This is a genomic window from Pseudomonas sp. CROZ-RG-20F-R04-15 (assembly GCF_022662375.1).
GTDB lineage: Bacteria > Pseudomonadota > Gammaproteobacteria > Pseudomonadales > Pseudomonadaceae > Aquipseudomonas.
This window is the reverse complement of record NZ_JAKNQL010000007.1, coordinates 130703-145027: the sequence shown is the minus strand read 5'-3', so window position 1 is coordinate 145027 and position 14325 is coordinate 130703. Positions and strand designations below refer to the sequence as shown.

Below are 14325 nucleotides of genomic sequence, written 5' to 3'. Positions count from 1 at the left end.
GTCGACTAAATGTGGTAGATGTCGATGACCTGACGGACGTAATCGTTTTTCAGCACGACTTTCTTGGCCGTGATCAGCGGCTGTTCGCCGCGCAGATCGAGGGTGTAGAAACTGCTGCCGAAGTAGCTGTCGGTGACCTGGTAGCGAAAGCTCAGGGTGTGCCAGTTGAAGCGCACCTGACATTGGTCTTCGCTGCGCTCGACGATCTCGATGTTGCTCAGGTTGTGTGAGGTGCGGGTGTCGGGAATGGTCGCGCTGGAGCGTTCGGTCTTGATCCGGAAGATCCGGTCTTCGAGGCCGCCACGGTTGCCGTACCAGATCAGCGAGATTTCGCTTTGCGGGTCTTCGGTGAGGGTGTCTTTGTCGTCCCAGGCCGGCATCCAGAAGGTGGCGTCGGCGGCGTACAGCTCCAGCCATTGATCCCATTGGCCGTCATCGAGATAACGCGCTTCGCGGTAGAGGAAGTCACGCACGCTGTCGTAGAGCTTGCTCATCACACGGCCTCCATGGGGATCAGTTGTGGCTCGGTGGCAGCGGCTTTGAGCATGGTTTCCTGCCAGTACTTGTGTTGCAGCACGAACAGGCCTTCGTCCTCGGTGCGCATGCCCGAGAGCAGTGGTTTGAGATCGATTTCCTCGGCGGCAGCGTCGGCGCCTTCAACCCAGTGGGTGGCGCCACGGGACATGTCATTCCAGCCGCGACCAGCGCCATAACCGGTCTGGCACGAGCGGAACTCTTCCAGATCATCCGGCGTGGCCATGCCGCTGACATTGAAGAAGTCTTCGTACTGACGAATGCGTTTGGCGCGGGCTTCGGCGCTCTCGCCTTTGGGGGCGATGCAGTAGATGGTGATTTCGGTCTTGTCGACGGAGATCGGTCGGGCGATGCGGATCTGTGAACTGAACTGGTCCATCAGATACACGTTCGGGTACAGGCACAGGTTGCGCGAGTTTTCGATCATCCAGTCGGCACGGGCCTGTCCGAAATCACGGGCCAGTTCATCACGGCGCTCATAGGCGGGACGGTCTTCGGGGTTGGCCCAGCGGGTCCAGAGCAGCAGATGGCCGTGGTCGAAGGAGTAAAAACCGCCGCCCTTCTTCGCCCAACTGCCGGCGCTCATGGTCTTTATCGCTTCACCCGCTTCGCGCTGTTGGCGCTGGTTCTGGGTGGCGGCGTAGTTCCAGTGCACCGAGCTGACGTGGTAGCCGTCGGCACCGTTTTCGGCGGTCAGTTTCCAGTTGCCTTCGTAGATGTAAGAGCTGGAACCGCGCAGCACTTCCAGGCCTTCTGGCGACTGGTCGACGATCATGTCGATGATCTTCGCGGATTCGCCCAAGTGCTCAGCGAGGGATTTCACATCGGCATTGAGGCTGCCGAACAGAAAACCGCGATAGGACTCGAAACGCGCGACCTTGGTCAGGTCATGGGAGCCTTCGCAGTTGAAACCCTGCGGGTAACCGGCTTCGCTCGGGTCTTTGACCTTGAGCAGTTTGCCGCTGTTGTTGAACGTCCAGCCGTGAAACGGGCAGGTGTAGCTGGAACGGTTACCGGACTTGTGCCGGCACAACATCGCGCCGCGATGACTGCAGGCATTGAGGAATGCGTTGAGTACACCGTCCTTGTTGCGCGCGATGAAAATCGGCTGGCGCCCCATGGTGGTGGTCAGAAAATCGTTGTTGTTGGGGAGCTGGCTTTCGTGGGCGAGGTAAATCCAGTTGCCTTCGAAGATGTGCGCCATCTCCAGTTCGAACAGACGCGGATCGGTGAACATCTCCCGCTTGCAGCGGTAGGCGCCCTTCTCTTTGTCTTCTTCAAGCATGGCATTGAGGTAGTCGATTCCCAGGGACATGGCCGGGGCCTCCATTGTTATTGTTCAGGCCAGGTCAGATTAGGGAGGCGTAGCACGGGGCAATAGCCGAATCCTGCAGATCGCTATCCGATTTGTGCAGGATGGCGCGGCAAGTGATTCGGGGAAGTTTGAGCGGGGAGTGTTAGTGGCGGCGTTTGAAGGTCTGCGACGGCAGTTCACCGAACTGCTGGCGATAGCTGTCGGAAAAGCGGCCTAGATGCAGGAAGCCGTAGTCCAGCGCCAGTTCGGTGAGGTTGCGCACCGGGCAGCTCGGGTCGCTGAGGCAGGCGTGAATGCGCGCAAGCTTGCGTTGGCGGATGTATTGCATCGGCGTGACGCCCAGTTGGCGTTCAAACAAGGTGTACAGCGAGCGCGGGCTCATGCTCGCCTGTGCGGCCAAATGTTCAGCCGGCAAATCCAGTTTCAGATTGCGCTCGATGTAATCAACGATGCGTTCGAAGCTGACGTTCGGTGCACTCAGGCATTCACGGCTGACGTTGGTGTTCATCAGCGAGATCAGTTTGCTGCCGATGATCTGCGCGTAATGCTCCTGCACCCGCAGCAACGGGTCGCTGGCCTCGGCTTCCTGACAGATCATCGCCAGCAGATTGGTGAAGCCTTCCAGCTCATCCAGCCGATAGTGATTGCGCAGGAAACGGATACCGCTTGCCGGACGCTGCCAGCGCTGATCGTCGCACACCGATTCAAGCACGCTGACCGGCACCTTGAGGATGAATTTCTCGCAATCGTCTGAGTACGTCAGATCGACCGGATCATCCGGGTTGATCAACAGCAACTCGCCCGGCACCAGATGCTGCTCGCGCTTGTGCCCGCGCCACAGGCAATTGCCTTGCAGCAGCACTTGCAGATGGTAAACGGTCTCCAGCGCCACCGAGGTCACGCGTACGCTGCCGCCATAGCTGATGCGGGCCAGATCGAGATTGGCGAGTTTACGATGGTTGAGGCTGGCTTGCGGGTGGGTGGTTCTGGACAGGCCGATGAAGTGCTGGCCGACGTGCTGATTGACATAGTCGGAGACGGCATAAGGGTCAGCGTGACGAAACACGCTGCTGCGATCGCTCAGCAGATGGCTGTCCATGGGGCATTGCTCGTTGTTGTCGTTATTTTGGTTTCACGGGGTTTCAGGCATCACGAGTCACAGTACGCCGGAGTGTCAGGGCGGGCAATTGGACGAAGGTTTTGGTGCTCGATAATCGAACACTTTTTGTGGTGGTGGAGAGGCTTTGGGACAACACCCACACGTGTCGACGAAATGCCCTACAGGGTCGAGAGATCGAACTTGCATAATTCCTACTAATGACAGGTTGTTTACCACAAAAAAAGCCCGTTTCAGTCGAAACCGAAACGGGCTTTTCCCACCTCAACGGCCGTTACTTCAAGTCGTCAAAGTGGTCTCGCAGGAACTCGTAAAAGCGAAAGGCTTTAAACAATCTCCATACAAGGCTCAGCGCACGCAGCAAAAGCTTCATACGTTTTGGCCTCCAGGGCTGGGGGCCAAACCTCCAGCAAGCTTACCGGACCATGCTTGCTTTCAGCCTGAACGTCAGTTCGACTAGTGAGGCGGCCGGTTGAAAGCCCTCTGAGCCATCATCCCGGCACGGGTGCAAAACCGTGTCAAAGGGAATGAAACTGTTAAGTTTTCCAGCCAGACCTCACTAACGAACCAACATATGAGCGCCTGCATCATAACCTCAATAAAAGGATTTCATGCAGAGAGTTCTATTGCCTTTGTAAACCGTTATTTCTGTCTGTTTATTAAAATAAACAGATCTGGAAAAAGTCGTTCAAAAAAAGCTGTTACCGTTGCAAGGTGGCGCAAAGGCTCATACTATCCTCACACGTCAGTTCGGCTAGTGAAGCAACAAACCTCGGTCGCAAACCAAGGTTCACAAAAAAACCACCCCGCTAAGGTGGTTTTTTTTCGTCTGCCTTTTCACTGCACCCGACGACGAAAAACAAATCACAACACCCGCGCCCAGGTCTGACTCACCAGATCCTTGCCAAAGCTGTGAACCGCCTCCTCCTCCACCAACTCAAATCCGGCCTGCTGATAAATCTTGCGCGCTGCCGTCAGGTTGCTGGTCGTCCACAAGGTCATTTTCTGGTAACCAACCTGGCGGGCGAAACGCAGGCACTCCTCGACCAGACGACTGCCAATGCCCAAGCCCCGCGCACTGGCGTCGACGTAGAGCATGCGCAGTTTGGCGGTCGTTTCATCCTGGCGGACAATGAACACAGAACCGATGACCTTGCCGTCCTTTTCCGCAATCCAGCAGCGCTCGCTCGTTGGGTCGTAATCACGCAGATACTTGGCAACCACCTCGGCCACCAGCGCCTCGAACTCGGCATTCCAACCGTATTCGCGGGTATAGAGTGCCGCTTGTTGTTGCATCACCGTGCCCATGTCGCCGGGCTGCGGATCGCGCAACAGGTAAGTTGAATCCTTGCTGCCCTCGAGCAGTGTCTGGATCAGCGTCATGGCGCCGATCAGTTGTTTCTGCTGCGGTTCAGGCAATCGCTCGAGCATGGCGACGATCTGTTCGCGGGAGGCCTTTTCCAGCGGGACCAGAATTTCGCGCCCGAAGTCGGTGAGATGCAATTGTGCAGCGCGGGCGTCCGTGGGCGACGGGATTTTCTGGATCAGCCCGCGTTTCTCGAAACCGCTGATGATCCGACTCATGTAGCCAGCGTCCAGGCCGAGCATCTGGCGCAGATCAGCGCTGGTCAGGTCACCGCGCGACGCCAGCTCATATAAAATGCGCAACTCGGTCAGCGAGTAGTCGCTTTGCAGCAGATGCTCCTGCAGTACGCCGATCTGATGGGTGTAGAAGCGATTGAAGCCGCGCACGACGTCGGCTTGCTCAAGGAGATCGATGCTCGACATGGCAAATGCTCAGTTAATTGCTTAAGGCAACTATATATTTGCCAAAAGCAACCATGTCAACAGAAAGCTAGCGGCACTTGGCCAACACCACCTGACAGGTATCCGGCGTGCCCCCAGAGCGCCCGGCATAGCGGATGCAGTTGTTCATCGATTTCTGCCGGGCCATGTTCAAACTGGAGCCCCACGCCAGACCGCCCTCGCCGACCGACGGCAAGGCTTTGGCATAGCAGGCGTCCCCGACGCCGGAAGGCGGATAGTGTTTGCGGCTCGAGCAGCCTGCCGTCAGCACCAGGCTGAGCGCGATCAAGGTGAGTAAAACCCCACGCGAGCATCGGTTAATCATCGCATTTCACCTGTCGCCAAAGGGGTCGTAACCTGCTGAGTCTAGCCCCCTCACCTGCACAAATCTTCTAAACGTTGATGGCCATTGCGCGGTATTTTATCGGGCCGCACCTTTCAACAGCGAACACTGGAGCCTTCGTGGATAAACGCAACTGGATCGAGCTGTCCCAGGATGTCGATACCGGGATTGAATCGATTCGAGCTCACTTCGAGGGGCATGCCTACGATCCGCACTGGCATGACAGTTTCCTCGTCGGCGTGACCGAGCAAGGTGTGCAGCAGTTCAATTGCCGCCGCGTGCGCCATCGCAGTACGCCGGGCAACGTGTTCCTGCTGGAGCCGGGGGAAATCCACGATGGGCAAGCGCCGACCGAAGAAGGTTTTACCTATTCGATGCTCTACCTTGATCCGCACTGGCTGGAGCGTGAAATGCACGCGCTGTTCGAAGACGCCCCGGCCGACAGCCAGCCCGGTTTTGCCGACACGCTGAGTCAGGACCCGCGTCTGGCCACAGCGATCAGTCACGCTTTCCATGCGTTGCATGACGGCGATCTGCGCATCGTTCGGCAGACCGCCATCGATGGTTTGCTGAGCTCGCTCACGCGCCATCTCGACTGGCGCAAGCGGCAGGTTTTCGATCCGCGCCTGCCATTGGTGGCACAACTGGCGCGGGATTATCTGCACGCGCATACCTATGAAGATATCGGTCTCGATGATCTCGCGCAGGTCTGCGGGGTAGACCGTTTTCGCCTCAGCCGCGCCTTCAAGACAGCGTTTGGCCTGGCGCCGCACGCTTATCTGATCCAGTTGCGCCTGGCCAAGGCGCGGCAGTTGCTGGCCCGGGGTGAAACGCCGGCACAGGTCGCCAGCGTGCTCGGTTTTGCCGACCAGAGTCATCTCGGGCGCTGGTTCCGCCGGGCCTACCAACTCACACCTGCCGACTACCGCAAGCGCTGCTCAAACCTTCCAGACTGACGTACACCGACTGGCGATCATGGCTTCCTGTGTTTACTTTCAGGGAATCCGGATCATGGCGTCATTACTGCCCTTTCTGCTGTTTGCTTTCGTTGCCTCGATCACACCGGGGCCGACCAATATTCTGGTGTTGAGCCACAGTTCGCGCCAAGGCTTGCTCGCCACGCTGCCGATCATTTTTGGCGCCTGCGCGGCGGCGGCATTGATTGTGCTGGTGGTCGGCCTCGGTGCCGGCGAAACCTTGCTGCGCTATCCGCGCGTGCAACAAGCCATGGCCTGGGGCGGTGTGCTCTGGTTGAGCTGGCTGGCGTGGCAGATCTTTCGCAGTGCACCGCCGTCGCTGGACCCTGCCGAGGCGCAAGCAGAAGGTTTCAGCGTGCTCGGCGCGGCGATGCTGCAACTGGTCAACCCCAAAGTGTGGATGATGGCCATGGCGGTGGTCAGTGTGTTTGTCGGCGGCGGCGACAAGACCCTGCGACTATTGGTGTTGACGCTGGCGTTTCTGTTGGTGTCGCTGCCGTGCATGACGTTGTGGGCGTTGATGGGCGTGGGCAGTGCGCGGCTGATGGGATCGCCAAAGGCGTTCAAGCGCATGAACACCGCACTGGCGTTGTTGCTGCTGCTTTCGGCATGGCTGACAGTCCTGGCATGACTCCACCACATAGCGCTTCAATACCATTTCATCAGGGTGAAGTGGCCTGCCGATACTCGCGCGGAGTAAACCCGGTCGATGCCTTGAACTGGCGGGTGAAGGCGCTGTGATCGGTATAGCCGCATTGCAACGCCACGTCGGTAATCGGCAGATCGGTATGCAGCAATCGGTGCGCGTGTTCGAGCCGCACTTTCTGGATCATCTGCCGTGGCGTCAGGTGGAACACGCGTTTGCAGTAACGCTCCAGTTGCGCGACTGAAATACCGGCGATTCGGGTCAATTCACTGAGGGTGACCCGACGATTGAAATGTGCGCGGATATGCTCATCGACAGCCGCCAGCCGCTCGAACGCCGGATGGGTTTCACTGGCCGATTGCAGGTCCACGGAAATCCCCGCCAGACCAATGATCACCCCGTCACGGTTGTACAGCGGCTGCTTGTGCGTCAGGCACCAGCCCGGTTCGCGGCTGCCGTACAGATGCAGTTCAAGCTGATCCTCCAGCACAAAGCCTTCTTCCAGCACCTTGCGGTCCTGCTCGGTGTAACCCGGCCCGAGTTGCGCAGGGAACACCTGCGCACTGGTTTTGCCAAGTAGCGGGCGCAAATCCTTCAAGCCACAGCGTTGCACCAGCGTGCGATTGGCAAGTACATACCGGGCTTGCACATCCTTGATGAAAATCGCCGCATTGGGGATCACATCGAGCATCGGCAACAGCAGTGCCGCGCCGGCCAACAGCTCCTCAAGTGTCTGCGGGCGATGCCCATCAATGCCTTGAGACAGGATCGAAAACGCCTGCTGCATCAAACAATCCTCTCGTAACGTGGATAGACGAAGCGCCCGCCATGCGGCCTTCGCGTGCAGATTGCAGCATCGTTCAAGACGTGTCGAGGGCCACGTTTATTCAGCGCGACTGTGCTGATTTCGTCATCGAAGCCGCCGCAAAACATCAATCGCCACTGCGTCGACAAGTTCAAAGTCTGGGCGTCCCAGTGACACAACTGCCTATCCAATAACTCACAAGAAGGCGATGCCATGTCAGGCCAAGGCAAGTTCAAAAAACAGCTTTCACTGATCGACCTCACATTTATCGGGCTCGGTGCGATCTTCGGCTCCGGCTGGCTGTTCGCGGCCAGTCATGTGTCCGCCATCGCCGGGCCGGCGGGGATTTTCTCCTGGCTGCTGGGCGGTTTTGCCGTGTTGTTGCTGGGCATCGTTTACTGCGAACTGGGCGCGGCGTTACCGCGTGCCGGCGGCGTGGTGCGTTATCCGGTTTACTCCCACGGGCCGCTGCTCGGCTACCTGATGGGCTTCATCACCCTGATTGCGTTTTCCAGTCTGGTGGCGATCGAAGTGGTCGCCTCGCGCCAATACGCGGCAGCGTGGTTTCCCGAGCTGACCAAGGCGGGCTCTGGCGATCCGACGATCCTCGGCTGGATGGTGCAGTTCGGCCTGTTGTGCGTGTTTTTCCTGCTCAACTACCGCAGCGTGAAAACCTTCGCCAAGGCCAATAATCTGGTCAGCGTATTCAAGTTCATCGTGCCGCTGTTGGTGATTGGTGTGCTGTTCACTTTCTTCAAACCGGCCAACTTCCATGTGCAAGGATTTGCCCCGTTCGGCTTGTCCGGTATCGAAATGGCGGTGTCGGCGGGTGGCGTGATTTTCGCTTATCTGGGGCTGACACCGATCATCTCGGTGGCCAGTGAAGTGAAGAATCCGCAGCGCACTATTCCCATCGCATTGATCCTCTCGGTGCTGCTGTCGACACTGATTTACGTACTGCTGCAAATGGCCTTTCTCGGCAGCATCCCAACCGAAATGCTCGCCAATGGCTGGGCTGGTATCAGCAAGGAGTTTTCCCTGCCGTACCGCGACATCGCATTGGCACTGGGTGTGGGCTGGCTGGCCTATCTGGTGGTCGCCGACGCGGTGATCTCGCCGAGCGGCTGCGGCAACATCTACATGAACGCCACCCCACGCGTGATCTACGGCTGGGCGCAGACCGGGACCTTCTTCAAGGTCTTCACCCATATCGATGAGAAGTCAGGGATTCCGCGTCCGGCGCTGTGGCTGACCTTTGCCCTATCGGTGTTCTGGACCCTGCCGTTCCCGTCGTGGGAAGCGCTGATCAATGTGGTCTCCGCCGCGCTGGTGTTGAGCTACGCCGTGGCGCCCGTGTCCGTGGCAGCGCTGCGCCGCAACGCGCCGAATATGCCGCGGCCGTTCCGGGTCAAGTGCATGGGTCTGCTCGGGCCGGTGTCGTTCATCATCGCCGCGCTGATCGTCTACTGGTCGGGCTGGAACACCGTGTCGTGGCTGCTCGGCCTGCAAATCCTGATGTTCGTGGTCTACCTGCTCTGCGGACGTTTTGTGCCGACCGCCCACCTGAATCTGGCGCGTCAGGTGCGCTCCTCGGCGTGGCTGATCGCTTTCTACGCGGTGACCATCGTGTTGTCGAAACTCGGCACCTTCGGTGGCCTGGGCATCCTCGCTCATCCGTTCGACACCATCGTCGTCGCTGCTTGCGCCACCGGCATTTATTACTGGGGCGCCGCGACCGGTGTGCCGGCGCATCTGCTGCGTCTGGAAGAGGACGATGAGGAAAGCGAAGTCGCCGCCCCCGCCTCGACCGTGGCTGCGCGCCCTGCCGGCGCCTACTGAAATCACCTAAAGGAATCTATTCATGAAAGAACTACACGTCATTGATTCCCACACCGGCGGTGAACCGACGCGCCTGGTGATGAACGGCTTCCCTGATCTACCCGGCAACACCATCGCCGAAAAACGTGACGCCTTGCGCACTCAGCATGATCAATGGCGCCGCGCGTGCCTTTTGGAGCCGCGCGGCAACGATGTGCTGGTCGGCGCATTGTATTGCGCGCCGGTCTCGGCAGACGCGACCTGTGGGGTGATTTTCTTCAACAACGCCGGTTATCTCGGCATGTGCGGCCACGGCACGATTGGCCTGATCAATTCGTTGCAGTACTTGGGAAAAATCCAGCCGGGCATCCACAAGATCGACACGCCAGTCGGCCCGGTCAGCGCCACGTTGCATGACGACGGAGCCGTCACCTTGGGCAACGTACCCGCCTATCGACATCGCAAACAGGTGCCGGTGGATGTGCCGGGATTCGGCCGAGTATTTGGCGACATCGCCTATGGCGGCAACTGGTTCTTCCTTGTCTCGGAACACGGCCAGACGCTGACGATGGACAACGTCGAACACCTCACCGCGTACACCTGGGCCATGCTCAAAGCCCTCGAAGACCAAGGCATTTACGGCGAAGACGGCGCGGTGATCGATCACATCGAACTGTTCGCCGATGACAACGAAGCCGACAGCCGCAACTTCGTCATGTGCCCCGGCAAAGCCTACGACCGCTCACCGTGCGGCACCGGTACCAGCGCCAAACTCGCCTGCCTGGCCGCCGACGACAAGCTGCAACCCGGCGCGACCTGGGTGCAAGCGAGCATCACCGGCAGCCAGTTCGAAGGCCGCTTCGAATGGGACGGCGAGCGCATTCGCCCGTTCATTACCGGCCGCGCTTACATGACCGCCGACAGCACTTTGCTGATCGACGAAGCAGACCCGTTCGCGTGGGGCATCTGAGCCACCGCGCTGACTTTTCACCTCAATTTGAATGATGTGCCAAGGAGTTAAAACAATGAGCGACAACATCTTCACCGGTTGCATGCCGGCCCTGATGACCCCGTGCACTGCCCAGCGCAAACCGGACTTCGATGCACTGGTGGCCAAGGGTCGCGAGCTGATCGATATCGGCATGAGCGCCGTGGTCTATTGCGGCTCGATGGGCGACTGGCCGCTGCTGACCGAAGCCGAACGTCAGGAAGGCGTGGCGCGTCTGGTCGCCGCCGGGGTTCCAACCATTGTCGGTACTGGCGCAGTGAACTCTCGTGAAGCGGTTTCCCACGCGGCCCACGCGGCAAAAGTCGGCGCTCAGGGTCTGATGGTAATTCCCCGCGTGCTGTCCCGTGGCGCTTCGGTCGCTGCGCAAAAGGCCCATTTCGCCGCGATTCTGCAAGCCGCGCCAAACCTGCCGGCGGTGATCTACAACAGCCCTTACTACGGCTTCGCCACCCGCGCCGATCTGTTCTTCGAACTGCGTCGCGAGTACCCGAACCTGATTGGCTTCAAGGAATTCGGCGGTGCCGCCGACCTGCGCTACGCCGCCGAAAACATCACCTCCAAGGACGATGACGTGACCCTGATGGTCGGTGTCGACACGCAAGTGGTCCACGGTTTCGTCAACTGCAACGCCACCGGCGCCATCACCGGTATCGGCAACGCCCTGCCGCGCGAAGTGCTGCAACTGGTGGCGCTGAGCAAGCAAGCGGCCAAGGGTGATGCCAAGGCCCGTCGTCAGGCGCGGGAACTGGAATCGGCGCTGGCGGTGCTGTCGTCGTTCGATGAAGGCTGCGATCTGGTGCTGTATTACAAGCACCTGATGGTGCTCAACGGCGACAAGGAATACACCCTGCACTTCAACGAAACCGATGCGTTGAGCGATTCGCAGCGGCGTTATGCGGAGAAGCAGTATTCGCTGTTCCGTCACTGGTACGAGAACTGGTCGGCGGAACAGAATTTCGCCTGACACAGCAAGCCTCACCTGCCGCGATGCGTTGTGCTACGCGGCAGGCCTTTCCCTTTTCATCAGGAAGACACCATGACTCTGACGGGCCACATGCTGCTCGGACAGCACACGGTTGCTGGCCATCGCGCCGCCATTCGCGGAATCAATCCGGCTACCAATGAAACGCTGGAGCCCGCGTATGCCGGTGGATCGGCCGAGCATGTCGAACAGGCCTGTGCACTGGCCTGGGCAGCGTTCGATGTTTATCGCGAGACGGCGCTGAATGTTCGCGCTGAATTTCTCGAAAGCATTGCCATGGAAATCGAAGCCATCGGCGATGAACTGATCGACCGCGCCCACGCCGAAACCGGCCTGCCGCGTGCGCGTTTAATGGGCGAACGCGGGCGCACTTGCCAACAATTGAGAATGTTCGCCCGCACGGTCCGTGGCGGTGAATGGCTGGATGTGCGCGTCGATAGCGCACAACCGCAACGCCAGCCGTTGCCACGTGCGGATCTGCGCCAGCGTCAGATCGCGCTGGGGCCGGTCGCGGTGTTTGGTGCGAGCAATTTTCCGCTGGCGTTTTCGGTGGCGGGCGGTGACACCGCCTCAGCATTGGCCGCCGGTTGCCCGGTGATCGTCAAGGCGCACAGCGCGCATCCCGGCACCAGCGAACTGATCGGTCGCGCGGTTGCTCGGGCGGTAAAAAACTCTGGCTTGCCGGAGGGCGTGTTCTCGTTGCTGTACGGTTCCGGCCGCGAAGTGGGCATCGCACTGGTCACAGACCCACGGATCAAAGCGGTGGGTTTTACCGGTTCGCGCAGCGGTGGCCTGGCGCTGATTCAAGCGGCGCAAGCGCGGCCCGAACCGATTCCGGTGTACGCGGAAATGAGTTCGATCAATCCGGTGCTGCTGTTTCCGGCGGCGCTGGATAATCGCACGCAGGCGTTGGCTGAAGGGTTTGTGGCCTCGCTGACACTGGGTGCGGGCCAGTTCTGCACCAATCCGGGATTGCTGATTGCCTTTAAAGGACCGGCGCTCGACAGGTTTATTGCCGCCACCGCCGAGATCATTCAACGCAGTCCGGCGCAGACGATGCTGACACCGGGCATTTTCAGCGCTTACGAATCTGCCGTGAATGCACTGGCCGAGAATGCCGCTGCACGCCACAGCGGTGTGGGTCAGAACGGCAGCGGCCCGAACCAATGTCAGGCGCACCTGTTCGTCACCGAGGCCGCCGACTTTCTCACCGATCACAGTTTGCAAGCCGAAGCGTTCGGCGCGGCTGCGCTGATCGTGCAATGCAGCAGTGAGGCAGAAATCCGTCAGCTCTGCGAACACCTGGAAGGCCAGTTGACCGCCACGTTGCACCTGGATGACCAAGACCTTGAACAGGCGCGCGCATTGCTGCCAACCCTGGAACGCAAGGCCGGCCGCCTGCTGATCAACGGCTGGCCAACCGGGGTCGAGGTGTGTGACGCGATGGTGCATGGCGGGCCTTTCCCGGCCACGTCCGACGCACGCGCAACATCAGTCGGTACAGCGGCGATCCTGCGTTTCCTGCGCCCGGTCTGCTATCAGGACTTCCCCGACAGCTTGCTGCCTGACGCATTGAAACAAGGCAATCCGCTGCAATTACGCCGTCTGCTCGATGGGCAAAGGGAAGCGCAGCGCCATGGTGAATAACGTCTCCCACGACATTGCTGTGGTCGGCGCTGGCATCATCGGCGTCGCCTGCGCACTGCGTCTGGCTCGCCAAGGATTGCGCGTGGTGGTGATCGATCAGCAGCCACCCGGCCACGGCGCCTCGTTCGGTAACGCCGGGCATCTGGCGACCGAGCAGGTGTTTCCAATTGCCGACGCGTCCATCCTCAAGCGCCTGCCCGCCATGCTGATGGACCCGATGGGGCCGTTGCGGCTGGACTGGCAATACCTGCCGCGCGCCTTGCCGTGGTTCGCCCGACTGCTGTTGAATCTGCGTCCGGCGCCTTTTCAGAACACCGTGGTCGGATTGCGCGCGCTGAATGAAAGCAGTCTTGATGCCTGGCAGCGCTTGCTTGCCGACATCCAGCGGCCGGACCTGCTGAAGATCGATGGCTCGTTGCTGGTGTTCGAACGTGCCGAATCGCGTCAGGCAATCCAGGCATTACAGGCTCGCCTGCATCAGCAGCAAGTGCCGGTCGATTACTGGCAGTCCGGCGCTATACGCGAAACCGCGCCGCAACTCAGCGAACAGATTCAGGGCGGCTTGTTCTTTCCGCGCACCGGGCATTTCATCGATCCCTACCGCGTGGTCTGCGAACTGGTCGAAGCGGCCAAGGCTTGTGGCGTGAGTTTTGTCCAACAACAGGTTCAGGGCGGCTATGTGCAAGAGCACGGAGTGACGCTGACCACCGGCGATGGCGGTCTGACTGCCAGCCGCGTGCTGATCGCCTGTGGTGCACATTCGGCGAAACTCACCGCCGCCCTCACCGGCAAAAAAGTACCGCTGGACACCGAGCGCGGTTATCACCTGATGCTGCCTCAGGAACACGATCGCCTGCCCTTCCCCGTGACCTCGCTGGAACGCAAGTTCATCTTGACGCCGATGACCGAAGGGTTACGTCTGGCCGGCACTGTCGAGTTCGCCGGGCTGGAAAAACCGCCGAGCATGGAACGCGCATGGCAGTTGCATCGGTTGAGTCAGGGTCTGTTTCGCAAGGATCTGAGTGCTGACGCAGCGACGCCGTGGATGGGTTTTCGCCCATCGTTGCCGGATTCGTTGCCGGTGATTGATCAGGTGTGTGAGGGCAAGGTGTTGCTTGCGTTCGGGCATCAGCATTTGGGGTTGACGCAGGCGGCGGTGACGGCGGAGATAGTGGTGCGGATGGCTTTGCCTGCGATTGCAAAAGATGCCTGCAGCCTGCCACTCAACGAACCGTACAGGCTCGATCGTTTCTGAAAGGAAGTTTCTGATCCACAAGCCTGCTTTCCGGCGCAGGCTTGTGGCCGCGCACTGGCAGATCGGCAGGC

Annotated in this window: 13 protein-coding genes; 7 read left to right on the top strand and 6 right to left on the bottom strand. The window is 59.7% G+C overall.

Annotated elements, in window-relative coordinates; translation table 11 throughout:
• Positions 1 to 5 precede the first annotated feature (5 nt).
• From benB to L8H52_RS12920, 5 genes are all read right to left on the bottom strand, one after another.
• The gene (gene benB, locus L8H52_RS12940) at positions 6 to 494 is read right to left on the bottom strand and encodes a benzoate 1,2-dioxygenase small subunit (RefSeq protein WP_242207366.1); all 489 of its coding nucleotides are present in this window, start codon (positions 492 to 494) and stop codon (positions 6 to 8) included.
• Positions 494 to 1849 (bottom strand): benzoate 1,2-dioxygenase large subunit, encoded by a 1356-nt coding sequence (benA, locus tag L8H52_RS12935; protein ID WP_242207365.1) that lies wholly within the window; start codon positions 1847 to 1849, stop codon positions 494 to 496. Before benA ends, benB begins: the two co-directional genes overlap by 1 nt.
• A gap of 142 nt (positions 1850 to 1991) precedes the next feature.
• Positions 1992 to 2948, bottom strand: a complete 957-nt coding sequence (locus L8H52_RS12930; RefSeq protein ID WP_242207364.1) for an AraC family transcriptional regulator — start codon at positions 2946 to 2948, stop codon at positions 1992 to 1994.
• Between the two features lie 882 nt (positions 2949 to 3830).
• Positions 3831 to 4754: a helix-turn-helix domain-containing GNAT family N-acetyltransferase gene (locus L8H52_RS12925; protein ID WP_242207363.1), complete on the bottom strand. Its 924-nt coding sequence runs from the start codon at positions 4752 to 4754 to the stop codon at positions 3831 to 3833.
• 67 nt (positions 4755 to 4821) lie between these two features.
• Entirely contained in the window at positions 4822 to 5097 is a 276-nt protein-coding gene (locus L8H52_RS12920; RefSeq protein WP_242207362.1) for a hypothetical protein, read from the bottom strand.
• Positions 5098 to 5234: 137 nt separating this feature from the next.
• On the opposite strand from L8H52_RS12920, the gene L8H52_RS12915 reads away from it, so the two are divergent.
• Both L8H52_RS12915 and L8H52_RS12910 read left to right on the top strand, forming a co-directional pair.
• Complete coding sequence (locus tag L8H52_RS12915; protein ID WP_242207361.1) at positions 5235 to 6071, top strand: AraC family transcriptional regulator; 837 nt, start codon at positions 5235 to 5237, stop codon at positions 6069 to 6071.
• A gap of 55 nt (positions 6072 to 6126) precedes the next feature.
• A complete protein-coding gene (locus L8H52_RS12910) occupies positions 6127 to 6723 on the top strand; it encodes a LysE family translocator (protein ID WP_242207360.1) in 597 nt (198 codons plus the stop codon).
• Positions 6724 to 6754: 31 nt separating this feature from the next.
• Here L8H52_RS12910 and L8H52_RS12905 read toward each other — a convergent pair whose 3' ends face one another.
• Positions 6755 to 7525: an AraC family transcriptional regulator gene (locus L8H52_RS12905; protein WP_242207359.1), complete on the bottom strand. Its 771-nt coding sequence runs from the start codon at positions 7523 to 7525 to the stop codon at positions 6755 to 6757.
• A gap of 231 nt (positions 7526 to 7756) precedes the next feature.
• Here L8H52_RS12905 and L8H52_RS12900 point away from each other — a divergent pair, with 231 nt between their 5' ends.
• The 5 genes from L8H52_RS12900 (at position 7757) to L8H52_RS12880 (ending at position 14254) form a co-directional block, all read left to right on the top strand.
• On the top strand, positions 7757 to 9382 hold the full coding sequence (locus L8H52_RS12900; protein ID WP_242207358.1) for an APC family permease: 1626 nt from the start codon (positions 7757 to 7759) through the stop codon (positions 9380 to 9382).
• A gap of 22 nt (positions 9383 to 9404) precedes the next feature.
• A complete protein-coding gene (locus tag L8H52_RS12895; RefSeq protein WP_242207357.1) occupies positions 9405 to 10331 on the top strand; it encodes a 4-hydroxyproline epimerase in 927 nt (308 codons plus the stop codon).
• A 55-nt stretch (positions 10332 to 10386) separates the two neighbouring features.
• Positions 10387 to 11334, top strand: a complete 948-nt coding sequence (locus L8H52_RS12890) for a dihydrodipicolinate synthase family protein (RefSeq protein WP_242207356.1) — start codon at positions 10387 to 10389, stop codon at positions 11332 to 11334.
• Between the two features lie 72 nt (positions 11335 to 11406).
• On the top strand, positions 11407 to 12999 hold the full coding sequence (locus L8H52_RS12885) for an aldehyde dehydrogenase (NADP(+)) (RefSeq protein ID WP_242207355.1): 1593 nt from the start codon (positions 11407 to 11409) through the stop codon (positions 12997 to 12999).
• Positions 12989 to 14254 carry an FAD-dependent oxidoreductase gene (locus tag L8H52_RS12880; RefSeq protein WP_242207354.1) on the top strand — a complete coding sequence of 422 codons (1266 nt, stop codon included), beginning with the start codon at positions 12989 to 12991 and terminating at the stop codon, positions 14252 to 14254. The genes L8H52_RS12885 and L8H52_RS12880 overlap by 11 nt, the downstream gene beginning before the upstream one ends.
• The last annotated feature ends 71 nt before the right edge of the window (positions 14255 to 14325 follow it).

Bases quoted from the DNA above. Each gene is read 5' to 3' on its own strand.
- benB (WP_242207366.1), bottom strand. From the start codon at position 494: ATGAGCAAGCTCTACGACAGCGTGCGTGACTTCCTCTACCGCGAAGCG.
- benA (WP_242207365.1), bottom strand. From the start codon at position 1,849: ATGTCCCTGGGAATCGACTACCTCAATGCCATGCTTGAAGAAGACAAA.
- L8H52_RS12930 (WP_242207364.1), bottom strand. From the start codon at position 2,948: ATGGACAGCCATCTGCTGAGCGATCGCAGCAGCGTGTTTCGTCACGCT.
- L8H52_RS12925 (WP_242207363.1), bottom strand. From the start codon at position 4,754: ATGTCGAGCATCGATCTCCTTGAGCAAGCCGACGTCGTGCGCGGCTTC.
- L8H52_RS12920 (WP_242207362.1), bottom strand. From the start codon at position 5,097: ATGATTAACCGATGCTCGCGTGGGGTTTTACTCACCTTGATCGCGCTC.
- L8H52_RS12910 (WP_242207360.1), top strand. From the start codon at position 6,127: ATGGCGTCATTACTGCCCTTTCTGCTGTTTGCTTTCGTTGCCTCGATC.
- L8H52_RS12905 (WP_242207359.1), bottom strand. From the start codon at position 7,525: ATGCAGCAGGCGTTTTCGATCCTGTCTCAAGGCATTGATGGGCATCGC.
- L8H52_RS12900 (WP_242207358.1), top strand. From the start codon at position 7,757: ATGTCAGGCCAAGGCAAGTTCAAAAAACAGCTTTCACTGATCGACCTC.
- L8H52_RS12895 (WP_242207357.1), top strand. From the start codon at position 9,405: ATGAAAGAACTACACGTCATTGATTCCCACACCGGCGGTGAACCGACG.
- L8H52_RS12890 (WP_242207356.1), top strand. From the start codon at position 10,387: ATGAGCGACAACATCTTCACCGGTTGCATGCCGGCCCTGATGACCCCG.
- L8H52_RS12885 (WP_242207355.1), top strand. From the start codon at position 11,407: ATGACTCTGACGGGCCACATGCTGCTCGGACAGCACACGGTTGCTGGC.
- L8H52_RS12880 (WP_242207354.1), top strand. From the start codon at position 12,989: ATGGTGAATAACGTCTCCCACGACATTGCTGTGGTCGGCGCTGGCATC.